Raw genomic sequence first — 15925 nt, forward strand, 5'->3', positions numbered from 1 at the left:
ATACTCAGTCTCATCCTAAAATAAAAATACATCGTTCAGGAGCATCTCCATGCACGCTCACATCTCCGTCATTACACTGGCCGTGAAAGATTTACACGCTGCATTCGCGTTTTATCAGGACGGTTTAGGCCTTAATAGCGCAGGGATTATTGGGACTGAATTTGAACATGGCGCTGTGGCATTTTTTGATTTACAACACGGTTTAAAGCTCGCACTCTGGCCACAAGATAGCCTGAGTCATGACACCAGAATTAGTGCATCAGCGTTTTGTCCAACGCAAATGTCTCTTGGACATAACGTCAACAGTCCCGCAGCCGTCGATCAAATCATGCAACAAGCCCAACGCGCTGGTGCAAAAACAATTAAGCCCGCACAGCCCACGTTTTACGGTGGTTATGCAGGCTATTTTCAAGACTTAGATGGGCATCTGTGGGAGATCGTCTACAACCCACATTTTAGCTCTTTATCTGCTTAATTCGACAACGCTGGTTCATCTACATCTCGCGTATGACGATCCACCACCACACTAATCATCATATCACCCTGTACGTTCACCACAGTCCGTACCGTATCCAATAGACGATCGATCGGCAGCAATATCGCAATGGCTTCTGCAGGAAGCCCAACCGATTGTAAAACCATAATCATTGTCACCATTCCAGCACTTGGAATGCCCGGTGCGCCGAGTGACGCAATCATGGCGGTTGCACAGACAATTAACTGCTGACCCAAGGTTAAATCTAAGCCCATCAAGTTAGCAATAAATAACGCAGCAGCAGCTTCATACAACGCTGTACCATCCATATTTAACTGTGTGCCCAATGGAATCACAAAACCTGCTGTTTGAGGACGTACGCCTAAATTTTCCTGCGCACATTTCATCGACAGTGGCATCGTTGCTGAACTTGAACTGGTTGCAAAAGCAGTGATTAAGGCAGCTCGTGTTCCTCTAAAAAATGTCAGTGGACTCATTTTCCCAAAAATCCAAAGCAACAGAGGTAACACCACTGCCCCATGGAAAATCGTGGTCCCTGTGACTACGGCAGCAAACTCCGCGAGGCGACTCAACACCGAAATATCTTCTGTAGCAATCAATTTAGCCAATAATGCAAAAATACCAATCGGTGCAAGCTTCATCACCCAACCAATGATCATCATCATGATGTCGAAAAATTGCTGACTGAGCTTTCTCACACTTCGGAACTTTTCACCGCCTTTGACCAAGGCCACACCGAGAAATAGTGAAAACACCACGACAGCGAGTACATTGCCATCACTAAAGGCTTTAAACGGATTGATCAGTGTATTTTGAATAAAATTGGTAAAGAATGAACCTGCTGTGAGGGTGTCAGGACTCTGATGCTGTTGCATTGCATCTTGGAACATGATGATGTCCACGCCCTGCCCAACTTTAAAAATATGCGCACATGCTAGACCTAAGATCAGTGCCAAAGTCGTGGTGGTGACACAGCACGCTAAGGTAATTTTCCACGTTCGACTCAGCTGACCACCCGCTTGTAAATTCGATACCCCCACCACAATCGAACTAAAGATCAGCGGAACCAAGATCATTTTCAGCAAGCCAATAAAAATACTACTGGCAATCCCCAAGCCATACAGGCTGGCGGATAAAAACTGCGTCTCTGGAAACTGAATTAATAAAAACCCAAATGCCACACCCAATATTGCGGCAATTAAAATCTGCGTATTTAAGCTCATTGTGCCTTGCATTTATCATCCTTTATTCAGGCACTATGCCATGCGACCCATTGGGAATCGAGGAATTTTTTGTCACATGTACTGCTGCATTTCTGCAAAGCCCGAATTCAGCTTAATTTAACCTATGCCGAAAGACACTAACGAGATAGATCAAATCTACGAGTAGGCTCATACAGATAAATAAAGCTAATAAAAAACCGAATCAGAAGATTCGGTTTTTTCCAGTATTCAGCTTTTACGACTTAACACATAGTGCTCAAAACTTATTGGGTTTCAATTTCGCGTAAACGGATCAAGCCTTCTTGTGTCGTACTACAGACCAACTCACCGTTTTGCCACATGCGACCAAAATTTAGACCACGTGAACTGGCACTGACGGTGGCATCCATGTCATAAAGCATCCATTCATCTACACGGAATGGCTTATGGAAATACATGGCATGATCAATACTCGCACACTGTAAACTTGGTGATAAATAACTTAAACCATGTGGACGTAGTGCAGTCGTCATCAATGTAAAGTCTGAATAGAATGCTGCAATGGCCTGATGTAAAGAGATGTCATCAACATCGGCAGCAATCGTGTCATGGGTACGAATATAGTGTGCATACGATGGCGCAGCAGGCTGCGGTTGGTACGGGTTTTGCGGATCAATCGGGCGAATTTCCACATGACGGTCGCGCATAAAAGATGCACGGACGTTTTCAGGGACAAATTCCACCATCATTCGTTTCAGCTCAGCTTCAGATTTTAAATCTTCCACGGCTGGATATTCTGGCTCTGCAACTTGATAGTTCAACCCGTCTTCTTGCTCTGCAAATGACACCATACACATAAAAATCGTTTTACCATGTTGAATCGCACGCACCTGACGACTCACAAAACTGCGTCCATCGCGAATACGATCCACTTCATAAATGATCGGTGCATTGATATCACCGCCGAATAAGAAATAGGCATGTAAGGAATGAGCTGGTCGATCTGTCGTATAAGATGCCGCACGGAGCGCCTGACCTAAAACCTGTCCACCAAAGACACGTTTCCCGACCAAATTTCGGCTTTGCCCACGAAAAATATTTTCTTCTAATTTTTCAAGGCTGAGTAAATCAACCAACTCTTGTGTTAAGGCATTCATAACAAACCTATCTATCATTCGGGATTAAGCTAACGCAGGCAACATCAACAGATGTTTAAATATATTTTCCATTTTGCCATAAATCCAGACTAAAACCCTAAAGATTCGCTGACTGATCTGTCACCTTGCTGATGCAATATAACTGCTAAAAATACGTTTTTTAACGATAAAATCTTACAATATCTATGCAATTTGTCAGAAAATGACATACAGTTTTTAAGTACAATTACGCAGAATAGATTCCCCTCAGAATCTCTGTGGTTTGGTCATGAAAAGTAGGAGTTTGTATGTCCAAGAGCGGCTTTGGTCAGATGTATCGAAAGCTTTCGAGTAAACTGCTTGACCTTGTGGTAACACCGCATGTTTTAGGTGAAGTCCCTGTAGAACCTGTAGTGACTGAAACCGATACAGATACCGGCGTACAGACAACGAAAACTACCTGCTACGTTCTGCAAAATCATTCACGGAGTAATGCTTTAATTGTCGATGGTGAAACCCGTCGTTTAAAGCTACACCCTGCACTCGACCCAATGACTGTGGGTACACAAACAGAAAAAGCCTCTGTGGTGTTTTTACAACATCATGATGAAGACAACTTACTCAATCCACCGCCACATGCCTTTCCACCTCGTTTATTGCGTTTAATTGAGGTTTTGGAAAAAAATCCTGATGCGGATGTTGAGCTCGTTCCTGTAACCGTGCTGTGGGGTCGTGAACCCGATAAAGAAGATTCTTGGTTTAAATTATTATTTACCGATACATGGTCTACACCAAGCAAAGTGAAGCAGTTGGTCAATATTGGTTTGCACGGTCGTCAATCGTACCTCGAATTCCATGAGCCACAGTCTTTGCGTCGTTTGGTTGAATATGCCAAAACTACACATCCAAACTTGTCACCTGCGACTTATATTGTCAGCACACTGAATGATTATTTAGATGCGCAGCGTGAAGTGGTTTTGGGTCCGGATTTATCCGACCGTCGTAATGTGATGCACGGACTGATCAAATCTACGGATGTGCAAGATGCGATTCGTCGTGAAAGCATTCGCAGTAAAATCAGTATGGTTGAAGCTGAACGTCGTGCGATTGGTTATTTAAATGAAATCGTTTCTGACTATTCTGCATCAACAGTACGTTTTGCTGACTTAGCCCTGACTCGTCTGTGGACACAGCTTTATGATGGCGTCGAAGTGCATAACTTCAGTACCGTTCGTGAACTAGCCAAAGACTACGAGATCATTTACACCCCATGTCATCGTAGCCATATCGACTATTTATTATTGTCATATGTGATCTATAAACGTGGCTTAATGGTGCCGTACATTGCTGCGGGCGATAACTTAAACATGCCATTTGTCGGGCAAATTTTACGTGGCGGCGGTGCGTTCTTTATTCGTCGTTCATTCCGTGGCAATGGTCTCTACACCACCGTATTTAAAGAATACCTCTACAATATTTTGGCGCGTAATACACCGCTTGAATACTTCATCGAAGGTGGCCGTTCACGTACTGGTCGTTTATTACCACCGAAGACCGGCATGCTCGCCATGACTGTCCATGGTCATTTACGTAATCCAGCCAAACCGATCGTGTTCTTACCAACCTATATTGGCTATGAGCGTTTAATGGAAGGTGCGACCTACGTTGGTGAAATGAATGGTAAGCCAAAAGAAGGCGAATCGATCATTGGGATTATGAAAACTCTGCGTAAAATCGAACGTATTTTCGGTAAAGTTCATTTGAACTTTGGTGAGCCGGTTTTCCTTGATGATATATTGAAACAGCATAATGCAAGCAACATCAAAATCGAGAAAAATGACGATCCAATTCCACCAGAGGTTTCGGATGCCATTAACAGCTCTGCACACATGATTTTAGAAAATATTAACCGTGCAGCAGTGGTGAACCCAGTTTCATTGCTTTCACTGATTTTATTGGCTACATCTAAACATACTTTAGATGAAGAGATTTGCATTAAGCAGTTAGATACCTATCGCGATCTTTTAACTGCCTTACCTTACGATGAGCGCATGCAAGTAACACCGCTGTCAGGTAAAGAAATCATTGCTTATGGTTTAAAACTCAAGCTGATTAAACGTGTTAATCATGTCCTTGGCGATATTATTGCCATTGCTGATAATCAAGCGGTGCTGTTAACCTACTTCCGTAACAACATCCTGCACGCATTTATTTTGCCATCACTCATTGCCGCTTTGGTTGAACATAATGGTTCTATTCGCCGTGGTGATTTAATTAATGTCATTCGTACACTGTATCCGTTCTTAAAAGCTGAGTTATTCCTTAAATGGAATGATGAAGAACTTAAAGATCAAATCTGTGCGTATGCTGAAGTACTGATCAAAGCCAAGCTAATTTCTGAAGATGCAGAAGGCAACCTGATCTCCCCTGCGCCTAACTCAGAGCAGCACAATCAGTTAGTGGTCTTGGCTGCACCTGTGATGCAAAGTCTAGAGCGTTACTACATGACTTTGGCTTTAATCACACAACGTGGTTCAGGCAACATCTCAACCCGTCAGGTTGAAGAACTCAGCCACTTGGTTGGTCAACGTCTGTCTGTGTTGTATGAATTTAACTCGCCAGAGTTCTTTGATAAGGCATTGTTCCAAAGCTTTATTAAAGTCTTAACCCAACAAGGTTATATCAGTACCAATGAAAACAACGCCATTGTGTTTGATGAAAATTTCCAAAATGTTGCGCAATATGCCAACCTCGTTTTGGATGATGTGACACTGCAAATGTTGCAACACATTACGACCTTTAGTGATGAAGAGTTAAAAGAAGCACTTGATAAAGTGGCTGCTGAACAAGCCAAAAAACGCTTGAAACGTAAGAAGAAATAAACCGTTCTGATTTTTTCGCCATAAAAGCGGAAGAAGATGAGCAAAATCAGGGACAAGTTGTAAAAAGCTTGTCTCTTTTTTTTGGACTATACAAAAGTATTTAATATTTTCTTTTTTAAAATTAAAGTATGTATATTCCAAAATTTTGGAGTTCCATTGGCTAGTGGTTTATTGCCTTTAAATTCATCGATATAAATAATATCAAAGTCCGCATCAAACAATTGTTTAAGTTCTTCCTGTTCAAAACCTATAAATTTTTCAGAAAAATTATTTACCCAATCATCATCTTTCCCTAACAGTTGTATGAGTAAGATGCCTTGCTCACTTAAGGATTCCTGCATTTTCTTTAAAACACTTTCAAGCGAATCCGTAGAACAAAAAAATAAACTGAATAAAGCAATAATTAAACTAGCTTTAGGAAAGCTATAGTCTTCAAAGGCCTGATTAGAAAATAAAAAATTCTTATTGTCTTTAAATTTACTTAGACAGATATTTTTAGCGTCAACAGATGGATCAAATGCATATACTTTAAAATTATGACGGAGTAGAAATGATGATTCATTTCCTGCACCACAACCACAATCAATCGCGATCTTTGGTAAATTCTCAAAATAACTCAAAGCTTTTTCCAAAATCGGTCTATGGGGTAGATTCTGAGTAAGTTCAGCAAATGATTTTGTCATTATTTAATTTTTAGCCTTTGAGATCCATTCGAAAATTTGAACAATCCATGTTGTAAAATACCTATCTTATTCATTTATAGAATTTTTTTTAATACTCACAAAGCTGCACTGAAATTTATACGTCACACCAATTTTACACTACACATCACAATCAATCGTGCGCCAACTTAAAACCACTCTCCATCATCCGCGTTGCATAAAGCTTTTTCCCTGTTTCTGCTTCGCTCTCTAAAACCAATTCGGGTAAATGCATAGCTCTTTGCAATTCCAAGATTCGCTCATGCAAGGGTTGAGGTTGATTATTAGTACAAATATATGATTTTTCATGATGTTCCACGTGAAGTAGATGACACAGAAATTTTGCCAAATCATCGATATGTATTCGATTTGACCAATGGATATTGGGATAGCGATGAGTCGTTTCGGCCAGTTTCTGCATTCGTTTTGTCGATGTGCCATAAATCCCAGATGGACGTACAATCACGCATTCGGTAGGAAATGCTTGTGAGTAGCGATGCTCCATTTCGCGTAACAACATCCCCTGCTCATCGATCGGTTGTGGCACAGTGTCATCATCAATGCGCTCCCCCGCATGCTCACCATAGACACGAGTGGACGACACCACGATTAAACGTTGTATTGGATGATGTGCTAATGCTTGAACAATTGGCTGTACAGAATCGACATAAGTGTGTCGGTAAACATCCACAGCATTGAATTGAGCATGGCGTGCAGGAGCCAAAAGAACATAGACAGCATCAATCGGTTGAACCTGCGACAAATCCAGTTGGTGAATATCTTGGATTAAATGTTCTGCAAAATCATCCTCTTTCGCACTACGACTCACTGTGGTAATTTGGTGACCTTGCTGAAATAATTGTTTAGCAACACGTTGCGATGTTTTACCATAACCGATAAATAGAATATGCATCAAACGACCTATTCTCAGAACTGATCCATTTAGATCATATAAACCGAAGTTGAGGGGACATGGCTGCCGTCCATCAATTGCAAGGGGTTGGCAATGCCGCCGCTGCTTTACTTGAAAAACTAAATATTTTCACGACAGATGATCTTTTGTTTCATCTGCCACGCGACTATGAAGATCGTAGCACGATCATCCCCATGAACCAATTGACCGTGGGTCGAAGTTATTTACTGGAAGGTACAGTCAAAAGTATCGACTTTCCACCCGGAAAGCGTAAATCGATGGCCGCCCTACTGGATGACGACTGTGGCAAAGTTACTTTACGTTTTTACCATATCTACAAAGGCATTACTGATCGGGTAAAACCGGGCAATCGTTTACGGATTTTTGGTGAAGTCCGTGTTGGTGCTCGTGGCTTAGAAATGTATCATCCTGAACTACAGGTGATTACTGAACACACGCCTTTACCACAAACCCAACTCACTGCGATTTACCCTGCAACCGAAGGCTTAACACAGCCCAAACTACGTGAATACGTCAAACAAGCACTACAGTTATATAGTGATGACTTACCTGAATTACTGCCAGAAAAATTCACCAATGGCTATGCACTAAAACAGGCTTTGGACTATATTCATCATCCCCCTGTCGATGCCAATATGTTGCAACTGAGCCAAGGTTCTCATCCTGCACAGCAACGTTTAATTTTCGAAGAATTGGTTGCCCATCAGGTCAGTTTGCTCAGCCGCCGTGCTTATATTCAACAAATCGAAGCACCGTCATTCTCTACAAGTAAGAACTTCACCAAACAACTTTTAAGTACGCTGCCATTTGAAATGACCGGCGCACAAAAACGCGTGTCCAAAGAAATTGCGGTCGATCTGAAAAAGAACAAACCTATGCTGCGACTCGTACAAGGTGATGTAGGTGCAGGTAAAACCCTAGTCGCAGGCGTTGCAGCCTGTCATGCGCTCGAGGAAGGTTGGCAAGTGGCCATGATGGCGCCGACAGAAATTTTGGCCGAACAGCATTATCTAAATTTCAAAAAATGGTTTGAGCCTATGGGTCTAACCGTGTCCTGGCTTTCAGGCAAGCAAAAAGGTAAAGCTCGAGCTGCAGCAGAACAAAGTATTCAAGATGGTTCCGCTAACTTAGTGGTCGGCACACATGCTTTATTTCAAGACAATGTACAATTTGCCAAATTGGGTTTAGTGATTATTGATGAACAACACCGTTTTGGCGTCGATCAGCGTTTGGCGCTACGAAACAAAGGTCTCAATGGCATGACACCGCATCAACTGGTGATGACAGCAACCCCTATTCCTCGTACCTTGGCTATGTCGGCTTATGGCGATTTAGATACCTCCGTCATTGATGAACTGCCACCCGGTCGTACACCGATTCAAACAGTCACTATTCCACTGGATCGTCGTGAAGAAGTGCTACAGCGGATTGCCAGCAATTGTGCTGAAGGCAAACAAGCCTATTGGGTCTGTACCCTAGTGGAACAATCCGAAACCTTAGATGCTCAAGCCGCTGAAGCAACTTTTAATGAAATTAAAGAACGCTTCCCAGACCTCAATATTGGTCTGGTTCACGGCAAAATGAAGGCCGATGAAAAGCAAGCAGTGATGCAGCAATTTAAAAATAATGAATTGCAATTACTAATTGCAACCACCGTCATTGAAGTCGGTGTTGACGTCCCGAATGCCTCGATCATGGTGATTGAAAATGCAGAACGCTTAGGGCTTTCACAACTACATCAGCTACGTGGTCGTGTAGGACGTGGTGCAAAAGCCAGTTTCTGTGCCTTGCTGTATAAAAATCCCTTATCGCAAAATGGGCAAGAGCGTTTACGCATTATGCGTGAGACCAATGACGGCTTTATTATTGCTGAAAAAGATTTGGAAATTCGTGGTCCCGGTGAACTCCTCGGCACCAAACAAACTGGCGATATGGGCTTTCGTGTAGCCAAATTAGAGCGAGATGACCATTTACTCAATCAGGCACACTATGTGGCTCAACAAGTCCTAAATGATTATCCAGCACAGGCTCAAGCGCTTTTAAAACGCTGGCTGCCGGAAGCTCCTCGATACGCCTATGTATAATAATTATTAGGATGACAGATCGATCATCCTAAAATACAGATTGGCTTGAACCAATAAGCTTGTCGAACAGGTTGCTGTGGTGTTGTGATTGCACTTCACCACAAACTGTGCAAAATACTCAAAAAAGAATGATTAGAATAAAAACATGCTCCAATCTATCCAACACTTCATCCAAAAAGGAATACAGAGCGTTTCCCCTTGCCTGCTCTGCGGTATCGATCGACAACAACATCATTCGCTTTGTACCGACTGCTGGGCACAACTGCCTTGGTTTAAACAAATGGTTAATCGCCATGAACACAGCATATATTGTGCCTTTCACTATGATTTTCCAATAGATCGCATCATCCAAAGCTATAAGTATGAGCAACAATTGCACTATCAAAATTTACTGGCACAAAGCCTTTTAAGCTTGCGCTTAGCTAGGGCTCAAGCCATCGTCCCCATGCCTATTTCAGTAGAACGCCTCAAAGACCGTGGGTACAACCAAATGCTACTCGTTGCACACATGATGGCAAAGCAATTGCGCATCCCTGTTTGGCAACCCGTGATTCGTCAAGCACAGCACGCTCAAAAAGGCTTGAGTCGGCTAGAACGCCTAGAAAATATCGAACAACAATTTATTATCAACCCAACTGAAAAACACCGTTTCCGTAAAGTCCTCATCATTGATGATGTGGTGACCACGGGAAGTTCAATCCATGCATTAAGCAAGCTGTTACATCAGCTACATTGCACGCAGGTATATGCCGCATGCATTGCTGCGGCACAGCCTTAGTTTCAAACATCAACCTCTAAAGAAAATGAACAAGCGAAGCGGTTTAGCTTTCAGCAAGAGATCGAGTCTGCTGCTTCACCCAAGGAATCACCACCTCACGTGTTAAAGGTGCAAGTTTTGTTTGTGTATCATCCAAGCTGACCCATTGCATCGCTGCAATTTCCGCATCAATTTTCGGTTCACCTTGCAACTGGACCAGATAGACATAACTCACCAGTAGATGATCTGCTTCGTTCGCAGCGGCCGTTTCAAAACGGCCAATGAATTGTTCAATCTGCGCAGCGCAGCCAATTTCTTCCTGAATTTCACGCAGCATGGTGATTTCAGGAGCTTCATGGGGTTCTAACTTGCCACCTACTTGCATAAAGAATGCCGTGTGTTTTTTACGAACCACTAAAAGTTCATGCTGTTCATTTAAAATAATGGCTGCGGCAACAGTGATAATTTTCATCTATCTTGTTCCAAATCGGCGATAAAGGCTGTACGTTCAACCATGCCCCATTTCGGCTCTGGCGCAGTGAAATGTTGAAACTGCTCAACAATCGTTTCAATATTATCTTCTGCAATTAAGCCTTCGATAAAACGCGGATGGGTAAAGCCTTTTTCTGCAGTTGTTTTTAGAAAATTCAATAAATCGTCATAAAAACCATCTACATTGAGAAAGGCACATGGCTTTAAATGAATGCCCAATTGAGCCCACGTCCACTGCTCAAAAATTTCCTCTAAAGTCCCTGCTCCACCTGGAATCGCTACAAATCCATCCGAGAGTTCAGACATTTTGGTTTTCCGTTGTTGCATATTTTCTACCACATGCAATTCGGTTAAATCTGGATGTGCCAATTCTTTATCGACCAAGACTTTTGGAATCACCCCAATGACTTGCCCACCTGCACGCAAAGCACTATCTGCCACGACACCCATCAAACCTGAACGGCCACCACCATAGACTAGTGTAATACCTTGGGCCGCTAAATGACGACCGACTTTTTCAGCCACCTGTAAATAGGCAGGATTGTTACCAAGGGCGGAACCACAGAAAATTGCGATAGATTTCATTTATAATCACCATCAGATCAGGAACGCTATGCTGGAAAAATCAACTTTAAACAGATTTTTTCATAAATTAAGCATTAGAACAGTGTTTTTCAGCAAATCCTTGTCTAAAATACACCCATTCATTTTTAACTTACTGCGTAAGGGGAAAAGACAACATGCTTGAAGCCTTTTACGCGACAGAGCGCGGTAGCTTAGAAGATGTCACCATCAATGGTGACTTCGATTTACATCAGGATTTAGTCTGGCTCGATCTCATTGCCCCATCCCAGGAAGAACAGCAATGGATTATGGATGCCTATGATCAAAATTTACCCACATTAAAATCATTAGAAGATATTTCGTCGAGTGCACGATTCTACCGTGATGACGACGGTATTTTGCACATCAGCACCTATTTTTTAACGAAAAATAAAAATTTTCAGGTCGATGGCGAACCCGAAGAAAATGCCAGCACCTTAGCTACCGTACAAACGGTTGCCTTTATTTTGCATAAAGAGCGCTTATTCACTTTACGGGGTGAAAAGCTGGTGGCTTTCCGTGCCTTTCGTGCCCGCGCGCGTCGCAATGATTATGAAATTGACTATAAAGATCCAACTTGGATTTTATTGGGTCTTTTAGAAGCCAAACTCGATGAGCTTGCGGATATCTTGGAAGATATCCACAAGGACTTAGAAAAGTATTCCACAGAAGTGCTGAATAACCGTCATCGTGAGATGATTTTAGACTTGGATGACATGATTACCCGACTTGCGCATTTAGAAGATATGCTCGGGAAAGCTCAGCTGTGTCTGATCGACTTACGTCGTGTTCTCACCTTCCTGTCACGTCCTCGGGCCTTGGGTAGTCATATTTATGATGCCGACATCCGAGAACTCAGTGAAGACGTACGCTCACTTGTTGAGCATGATGCCTTCTTGTTCCAAAAGGTTCGATTCTTACTGGATACCACCTCTGGATTCATTAACACCGAACAGAATGATACGATTCGTCGCTTCTCGATTTTACCAAGTATGCTTGCGCCACCGATGTTAGTGGCTAGCGTCTATGGGATGAACACCGATGTACTGCCCTTCGCGCATGGTACAACCAGTTTTATCGTGGTCAGCTTAATCATCGTGGCATTCTTTATTGGCCCATTGATGTACTTCCGCTGGAAGAAATGGATTTAATCCGTTCCTATTGCGTAGACTTGCGAGAGCTTCTTATCCCGCTGAAATAAAAAAAGCACCTTATGGTGCTTTTTTTATTTAGATCAATTGCAAGTCATGCTCAAGATGACAGGCTTGAATAATCTTCATCATTTTTTCAGGGACTGCTTTAAACTGCAAACCTTGCGCTTTTGGCGTTTGACGTAACCAACGGACCAAAACAGCTAAAGCCAAAGTACTGCCATGCTCAAGCTCAGCAAGATTGACCACTAAGGGAAAAGCTTGCTGTTGTTGAATCAATTTCAAGCCGTCTTGAAAGTACAATTCGGCATTGTTGTAATCGATTTTGCCTGAAACCATCAATTCTTGTTGATGAAGTTTAATCACACATCACCTATCTTATTTTTTCTTGTCCAATGCTGCGTCAGCATCAGGTTTGAAGTTCGCAATTGCTTTATCAATGTTACCGCCATTACGTTTTACAGTTGCCGCAAACTGATTACGGAATTGTAAGCCTAGGTCGATACCCGAAACGTTAATATTACGGATTTTCCATTGAGAACCTTTATCCGCCAACTGGAAAGAGACTGGAATTTTTTCACCGTTGTTATGGAAATCAATCGTTACAACAGGGTTCTTACTGTTCGATACTTTATATGGACGCATGCTATACGTTTGGTTACTAAACTTGGCAAAAGCTGAACCATAGTTTTCGATCAGTGTTGCACGGAAGTTACGTTCAAACTGCGCACGTTGAGCCGCTGAGCTGTATTGATTCGTTGCATACGTACCCATCACGATACGTGTGAACGCTTGTGAATCGATATACGGGTCTAAGTTTTGACGAACAATCGTTTTCACAGCCGCAGGGTTATTTTGTAGTTTTGCGTGGTCTGCTTTTAAACGTGTAATGAGGCCATCAGCGACTTTTTTTACAAATGCAGGTGGTGCTTCGCTTGGAGCAGCAAAAGCTGTACCTGCCATCATAGTTGATAAGATACTTGCTGTAAGCGTATGTTTTAACAATGTGTTCACTTAATTTCTCCTAAAAATTATTCAACAAATGCAGGTTCTTCTGCCGTTGTTGTGTCAGCAGCTTCTGTTTTTTGTTCAGCTTCTGCTGTGCTGTCAGATTTGTTCCCTGCACCACCGGTCACAAATTTAGACACCAAATCTTCGATTTCCATCGTACCTTGGGTATTACCAATTTGGTCACCACGTTTTAAGAAGTTGACACCACCACCCGGTACAATTTTCAAATATTTCTCGCCCAATAAACCATTGGTTGCCACCATAATGTAAGCATCTTCATCGATATTGGTGATGGATTTCATGTTAGCAATCAGTTGCTGTTCCATTTCTTTTTGTTTCGCAGGTGTTGCTGCTTCATAGTCTGATGTGTAACGCAGTTCTTCGAGTGCATTCTTTTGTACTTCTTTTAATTGTTCTGCGTTATAAGAGGTTAATGAGCCATCCATAATCAGATGTGCTGTCACTAAGCGCGTCACAGGATCGAGTTTCAACGATTCCACTTGACCTACTTTGACACCGCTTAAGGTGACTTTGGCACGGGGTTTAATCCCGTTTACATTTTCAAATGTCGCGGTTAATTCATAACTGTCTTCGATGTTATTGCCGACCAAACCACTCACACGCATCGCCAAGAAGAAAATAGCGATAGCAAAAAGAATGACAAAAAAACCGACGGCCAGTTCACTCGTACGTGATTTCATTAAATACCTCCGAACATGACCGCAGTCAACACGAAATCTGATCCTAAAACACACAACGAAGAATACACGACAGTACGTGTGGTCGACGTTGCAATACCTTCTGAAGTTGGGATACAGGCATAACCCTGATAGACCGCAATCCATGTACAAATTAATGCAAAAACAAAACTTTTGATGATGGTGCCATTAAAGACGTCTTTAAAGAATTGCACACTGTTCTCGATGCCACTCCAATAAGAGCCTTCATCTGCACCCAGAAAATCAACACCCACCAATTTACCGCCCATGATACCGACCGCAGCGAAAATCACCGACAACATTGGCAAGCTAAAAATACCAGCCCAAAGTCGAGGCGAGATCACACGTTTTAATGGATCCACCCCGATCATTTCCATACTCGACAACTGCTCAGTGGCTTTCATCAAACCAATTTCAGCCGTTAAAGCAGAACCTGCACGACCTGCAAAGAGTAAAGCCGCAACCACAGGTGCAAGTTCACGCAGTAAAGTCAGTGCAACGGCTGTGCCGAGCATCGCTTCACTACCAAAGGTTGACAGAATGCTATACATCTGCAAACCCAGTACCGAGCCAATAAATAACCCAGATACCACAATAATTAGTAATGAAAGCACACCAACACGGTACATCTGATAAATAAACAATTTCACGCCAAGTAAAGTCGGCATGGAAAAAAGAATCTGCAGCAACATAATGGTTGCTACGCCGATTCCTCGAACACGTTCAATGACGCGTCTACCTAATGCGGCAATAGCATTCATGAACGAACCTCATGATTTAAATAGGGCTGATGACTGAATTGATAATCGACCGGACCTTCTACCGAACCCGTCAAGAACTGCTTCACAAAAGGCGAAGCATGTGCTTTTAATTGCTCAGGTGTTCCCTCGCCCTGCACTTTCCCTTCAGCCACCACATAGATGTAATCTGCAATTGATAAAGTTTCAGCCACATCATGCGAAACAATAATGGTGGTTAAATCTAAAGCTTCACGTAGCGAACGAATCAAGCGGGTTAAAACCCCCATCACAATCGGGTCTTGCCCTGCAAAGGGTTCGTCATACATGATCAGCTCAGGATCGAGTGCAATTGCACGGGCCAAAGCCACACGACGATTCATACCACCTGAAAGTTCAGAGGGCATCATTTGTTCTGCACCACGTAAACCAACAGACTCTAATTTCAACGCAACAATTTCAGCGATCAAATGCTCTGGCAACTTGGTATGCGCACGAATTGGAAAGGCTACGTTTTCGTATACCGACATATCGGTAAATAATGCGCCGCTCTGAAACAACATCCCCATACGCGCACGCGCAGCGAAGAGCTCCTGACGTGACATCTGTGCAATGTCCTGCCCATCAAGCAACACTTCTCCATTATCGGGAGTCAATTGACCACCAATTAAACGGAGTAAAGTCGTTTTACCTGTACCAGATGGACCCATAATTGCAGTGATCTGACCACGACGAATTTTTAAACTGACATTGTCATAAATGACGCGCTCTCCTCGCTTAAAACTCAGGTTTTTCACTTCGATCAGTGCCTGAGTCTGAGAAGACGTTTGATTATTCATAGCTGAGGATTTTCCTGCATTTTTTTCAGCATGCATACTATAAAGGATTGAAGTTTAAAATGTTACCATTGCATGAGCGCATATCCCTGCATTCCATCAGGTAAATTGTTTTTTATTATTAATGCGATTTTATAAAGGGTGTTTTCAACCCAATAGAAGAATTTAGTTAAAATAATTGTAT

General features: G+C 42.5%; 16 protein-coding genes. 5 read left to right on the plus strand and 11 right to left on the minus strand.

The window, feature by feature from the left end:
- Positions 1-49 precede the first annotated feature (49 nt).
- Positions 50-475: a VOC family protein gene (locus tag FTT85_RS04675; protein WP_180182991.1), complete on the plus strand. Its 426-nt coding sequence runs from the start codon at positions 50-52 to the stop codon at positions 473-475.
- On the opposite strand, the gene FTT85_RS04680 is transcribed toward FTT85_RS04675, so the two are convergent.
- Together FTT85_RS04680 and FTT85_RS04685 are read right to left on the minus strand one after the other, a co-directional pair.
- The gene (locus tag FTT85_RS04680; protein ID WP_180173249.1) at positions 472-1731 is read right to left on the minus strand and encodes a dicarboxylate/amino acid:cation symporter; all 1260 of its coding nucleotides are present in this window, start codon (positions 1729-1731) and stop codon (positions 472-474) included. The genes FTT85_RS04675 and FTT85_RS04680 overlap by 4 nt on opposite strands.
- A 251-nt stretch (positions 1732-1982) precedes the next feature.
- A complete protein-coding gene (locus tag FTT85_RS04685) occupies positions 1983-2855 on the minus strand; it encodes an acyl-CoA thioesterase II (RefSeq protein WP_180010518.1) in 873 nt (290 codons plus the stop codon).
- A gap of 287 nt (positions 2856-3142) precedes the next feature.
- Here FTT85_RS04685 and plsB point away from each other — a divergent pair, with 287 nt between their 5' ends.
- Entirely contained in the window at positions 3143-5716 is a 2574-nt protein-coding gene (gene plsB / locus FTT85_RS04690) for a glycerol-3-phosphate 1-O-acyltransferase PlsB (protein ID WP_180182992.1), read from the plus strand.
- An 86-nt stretch (positions 5717-5802) separates the two neighbouring features.
- Here plsB and FTT85_RS04695 read toward each other — a convergent pair whose 3' ends face one another.
- Both FTT85_RS04695 and FTT85_RS04700 read right to left on the minus strand, forming a co-directional pair.
- On the minus strand, positions 5803-6399 hold the full coding sequence (locus FTT85_RS04695; protein ID WP_180182993.1) for a methyltransferase domain-containing protein: 597 nt from the start codon (positions 6397-6399) through the stop codon (positions 5803-5805).
- Positions 6400-6550: 151 nt separating this feature from the next.
- Positions 6551-7330 (minus strand): NAD-dependent epimerase/dehydratase family protein, encoded by a 780-nt coding sequence (locus FTT85_RS04700; protein ID WP_180135128.1) that lies wholly within the window; start codon positions 7328-7330, stop codon positions 6551-6553.
- Between the two features lie 59 nt (positions 7331-7389).
- Between FTT85_RS04700 and recG the strand changes: the two genes are divergently transcribed.
- Together recG and FTT85_RS04710 are read left to right on the plus strand one after the other, a co-directional pair.
- A complete protein-coding gene (gene recG, locus FTT85_RS04705) occupies positions 7390-9435 on the plus strand; it encodes an ATP-dependent DNA helicase RecG (RefSeq protein WP_180093004.1) in 2046 nt (681 codons plus the stop codon).
- 145 nt (positions 9436-9580) lie between these two features.
- Positions 9581-10213: a ComF family protein gene (locus FTT85_RS04710; RefSeq protein WP_180182994.1), complete on the plus strand. Its 633-nt coding sequence runs from the start codon at positions 9581-9583 to the stop codon at positions 10211-10213.
- Between the two features lie 43 nt (positions 10214-10256).
- Here FTT85_RS04710 and FTT85_RS04715 read toward each other — a convergent pair whose 3' ends face one another.
- Together FTT85_RS04715 and FTT85_RS04720 are read right to left on the minus strand one after the other, a co-directional pair.
- Entirely contained in the window at positions 10257-10664 is a 408-nt protein-coding gene (locus FTT85_RS04715) for an NUDIX domain-containing protein (RefSeq protein ID WP_180173244.1), read from the minus strand.
- On the minus strand, positions 10661-11269 hold the full coding sequence (locus tag FTT85_RS04720) for a TIGR00730 family Rossman fold protein (protein ID WP_180024338.1): 609 nt from the start codon (positions 11267-11269) through the stop codon (positions 10661-10663). The genes FTT85_RS04715 and FTT85_RS04720 overlap by 4 nt, the downstream gene beginning before the upstream one ends.
- 155 nt (positions 11270-11424) lie before the next feature.
- Between FTT85_RS04720 and FTT85_RS04725 the strand changes: the two genes are divergently transcribed.
- Complete coding sequence (locus FTT85_RS04725) at positions 11425-12438, plus strand: CorA family divalent cation transporter (RefSeq protein ID WP_078189297.1); 1014 nt, start codon at positions 11425-11427, stop codon at positions 12436-12438.
- Positions 12439-12516: 78 nt separating this feature from the next.
- On the opposite strand, the gene FTT85_RS04730 is transcribed toward FTT85_RS04725, so the two are convergent.
- Genes FTT85_RS04730 through FTT85_RS04750 form a run of 5 tightly spaced genes read right to left on the minus strand, consistent with a single transcriptional unit; the run spans position 12517 to position 15744 of the window.
- Positions 12517-12777, minus strand: coding sequence for a lipid asymmetry maintenance protein MlaB (locus FTT85_RS04730; protein WP_218951593.1), 261 nt, complete (start codon positions 12775-12777; stop codon positions 12517-12519).
- A gap of 39 nt (positions 12778-12816) precedes the next feature.
- Positions 12817-13452, minus strand: coding sequence for an ABC transporter substrate-binding protein (locus FTT85_RS04735; RefSeq protein ID WP_180182995.1), 636 nt, complete (start codon positions 13450-13452; stop codon positions 12817-12819).
- A 17-nt stretch (positions 13453-13469) separates the two neighbouring features.
- Entirely contained in the window at positions 13470-14150 is a 681-nt protein-coding gene (locus FTT85_RS04740) for an outer membrane lipid asymmetry maintenance protein MlaD (protein ID WP_078189300.1), read from the minus strand.
- Positions 14150-14929: a lipid asymmetry maintenance ABC transporter permease subunit MlaE gene (gene mlaE / locus FTT85_RS04745; RefSeq protein ID WP_180182996.1), complete on the minus strand. Its 780-nt coding sequence runs from the start codon at positions 14927-14929 to the stop codon at positions 14150-14152. Before mlaE ends, FTT85_RS04740 begins: the two co-directional genes overlap by 1 nt.
- A complete protein-coding gene (locus tag FTT85_RS04750; RefSeq protein WP_111885426.1) occupies positions 14926-15744 on the minus strand; it encodes an ABC transporter ATP-binding protein in 819 nt (272 codons plus the stop codon). The genes mlaE and FTT85_RS04750 overlap by 4 nt, the downstream gene beginning before the upstream one ends.
- Positions 15745-15925: the final 181 nt, after the last annotated feature.

The sequence above is a fragment of the Acinetobacter sp. YH01020 genome (assembly GCF_013420275.1).
Taxonomy (GTDB): Bacteria; Pseudomonadota; Gammaproteobacteria; order Pseudomonadales; family Moraxellaceae; genus Acinetobacter; species Acinetobacter amyesii.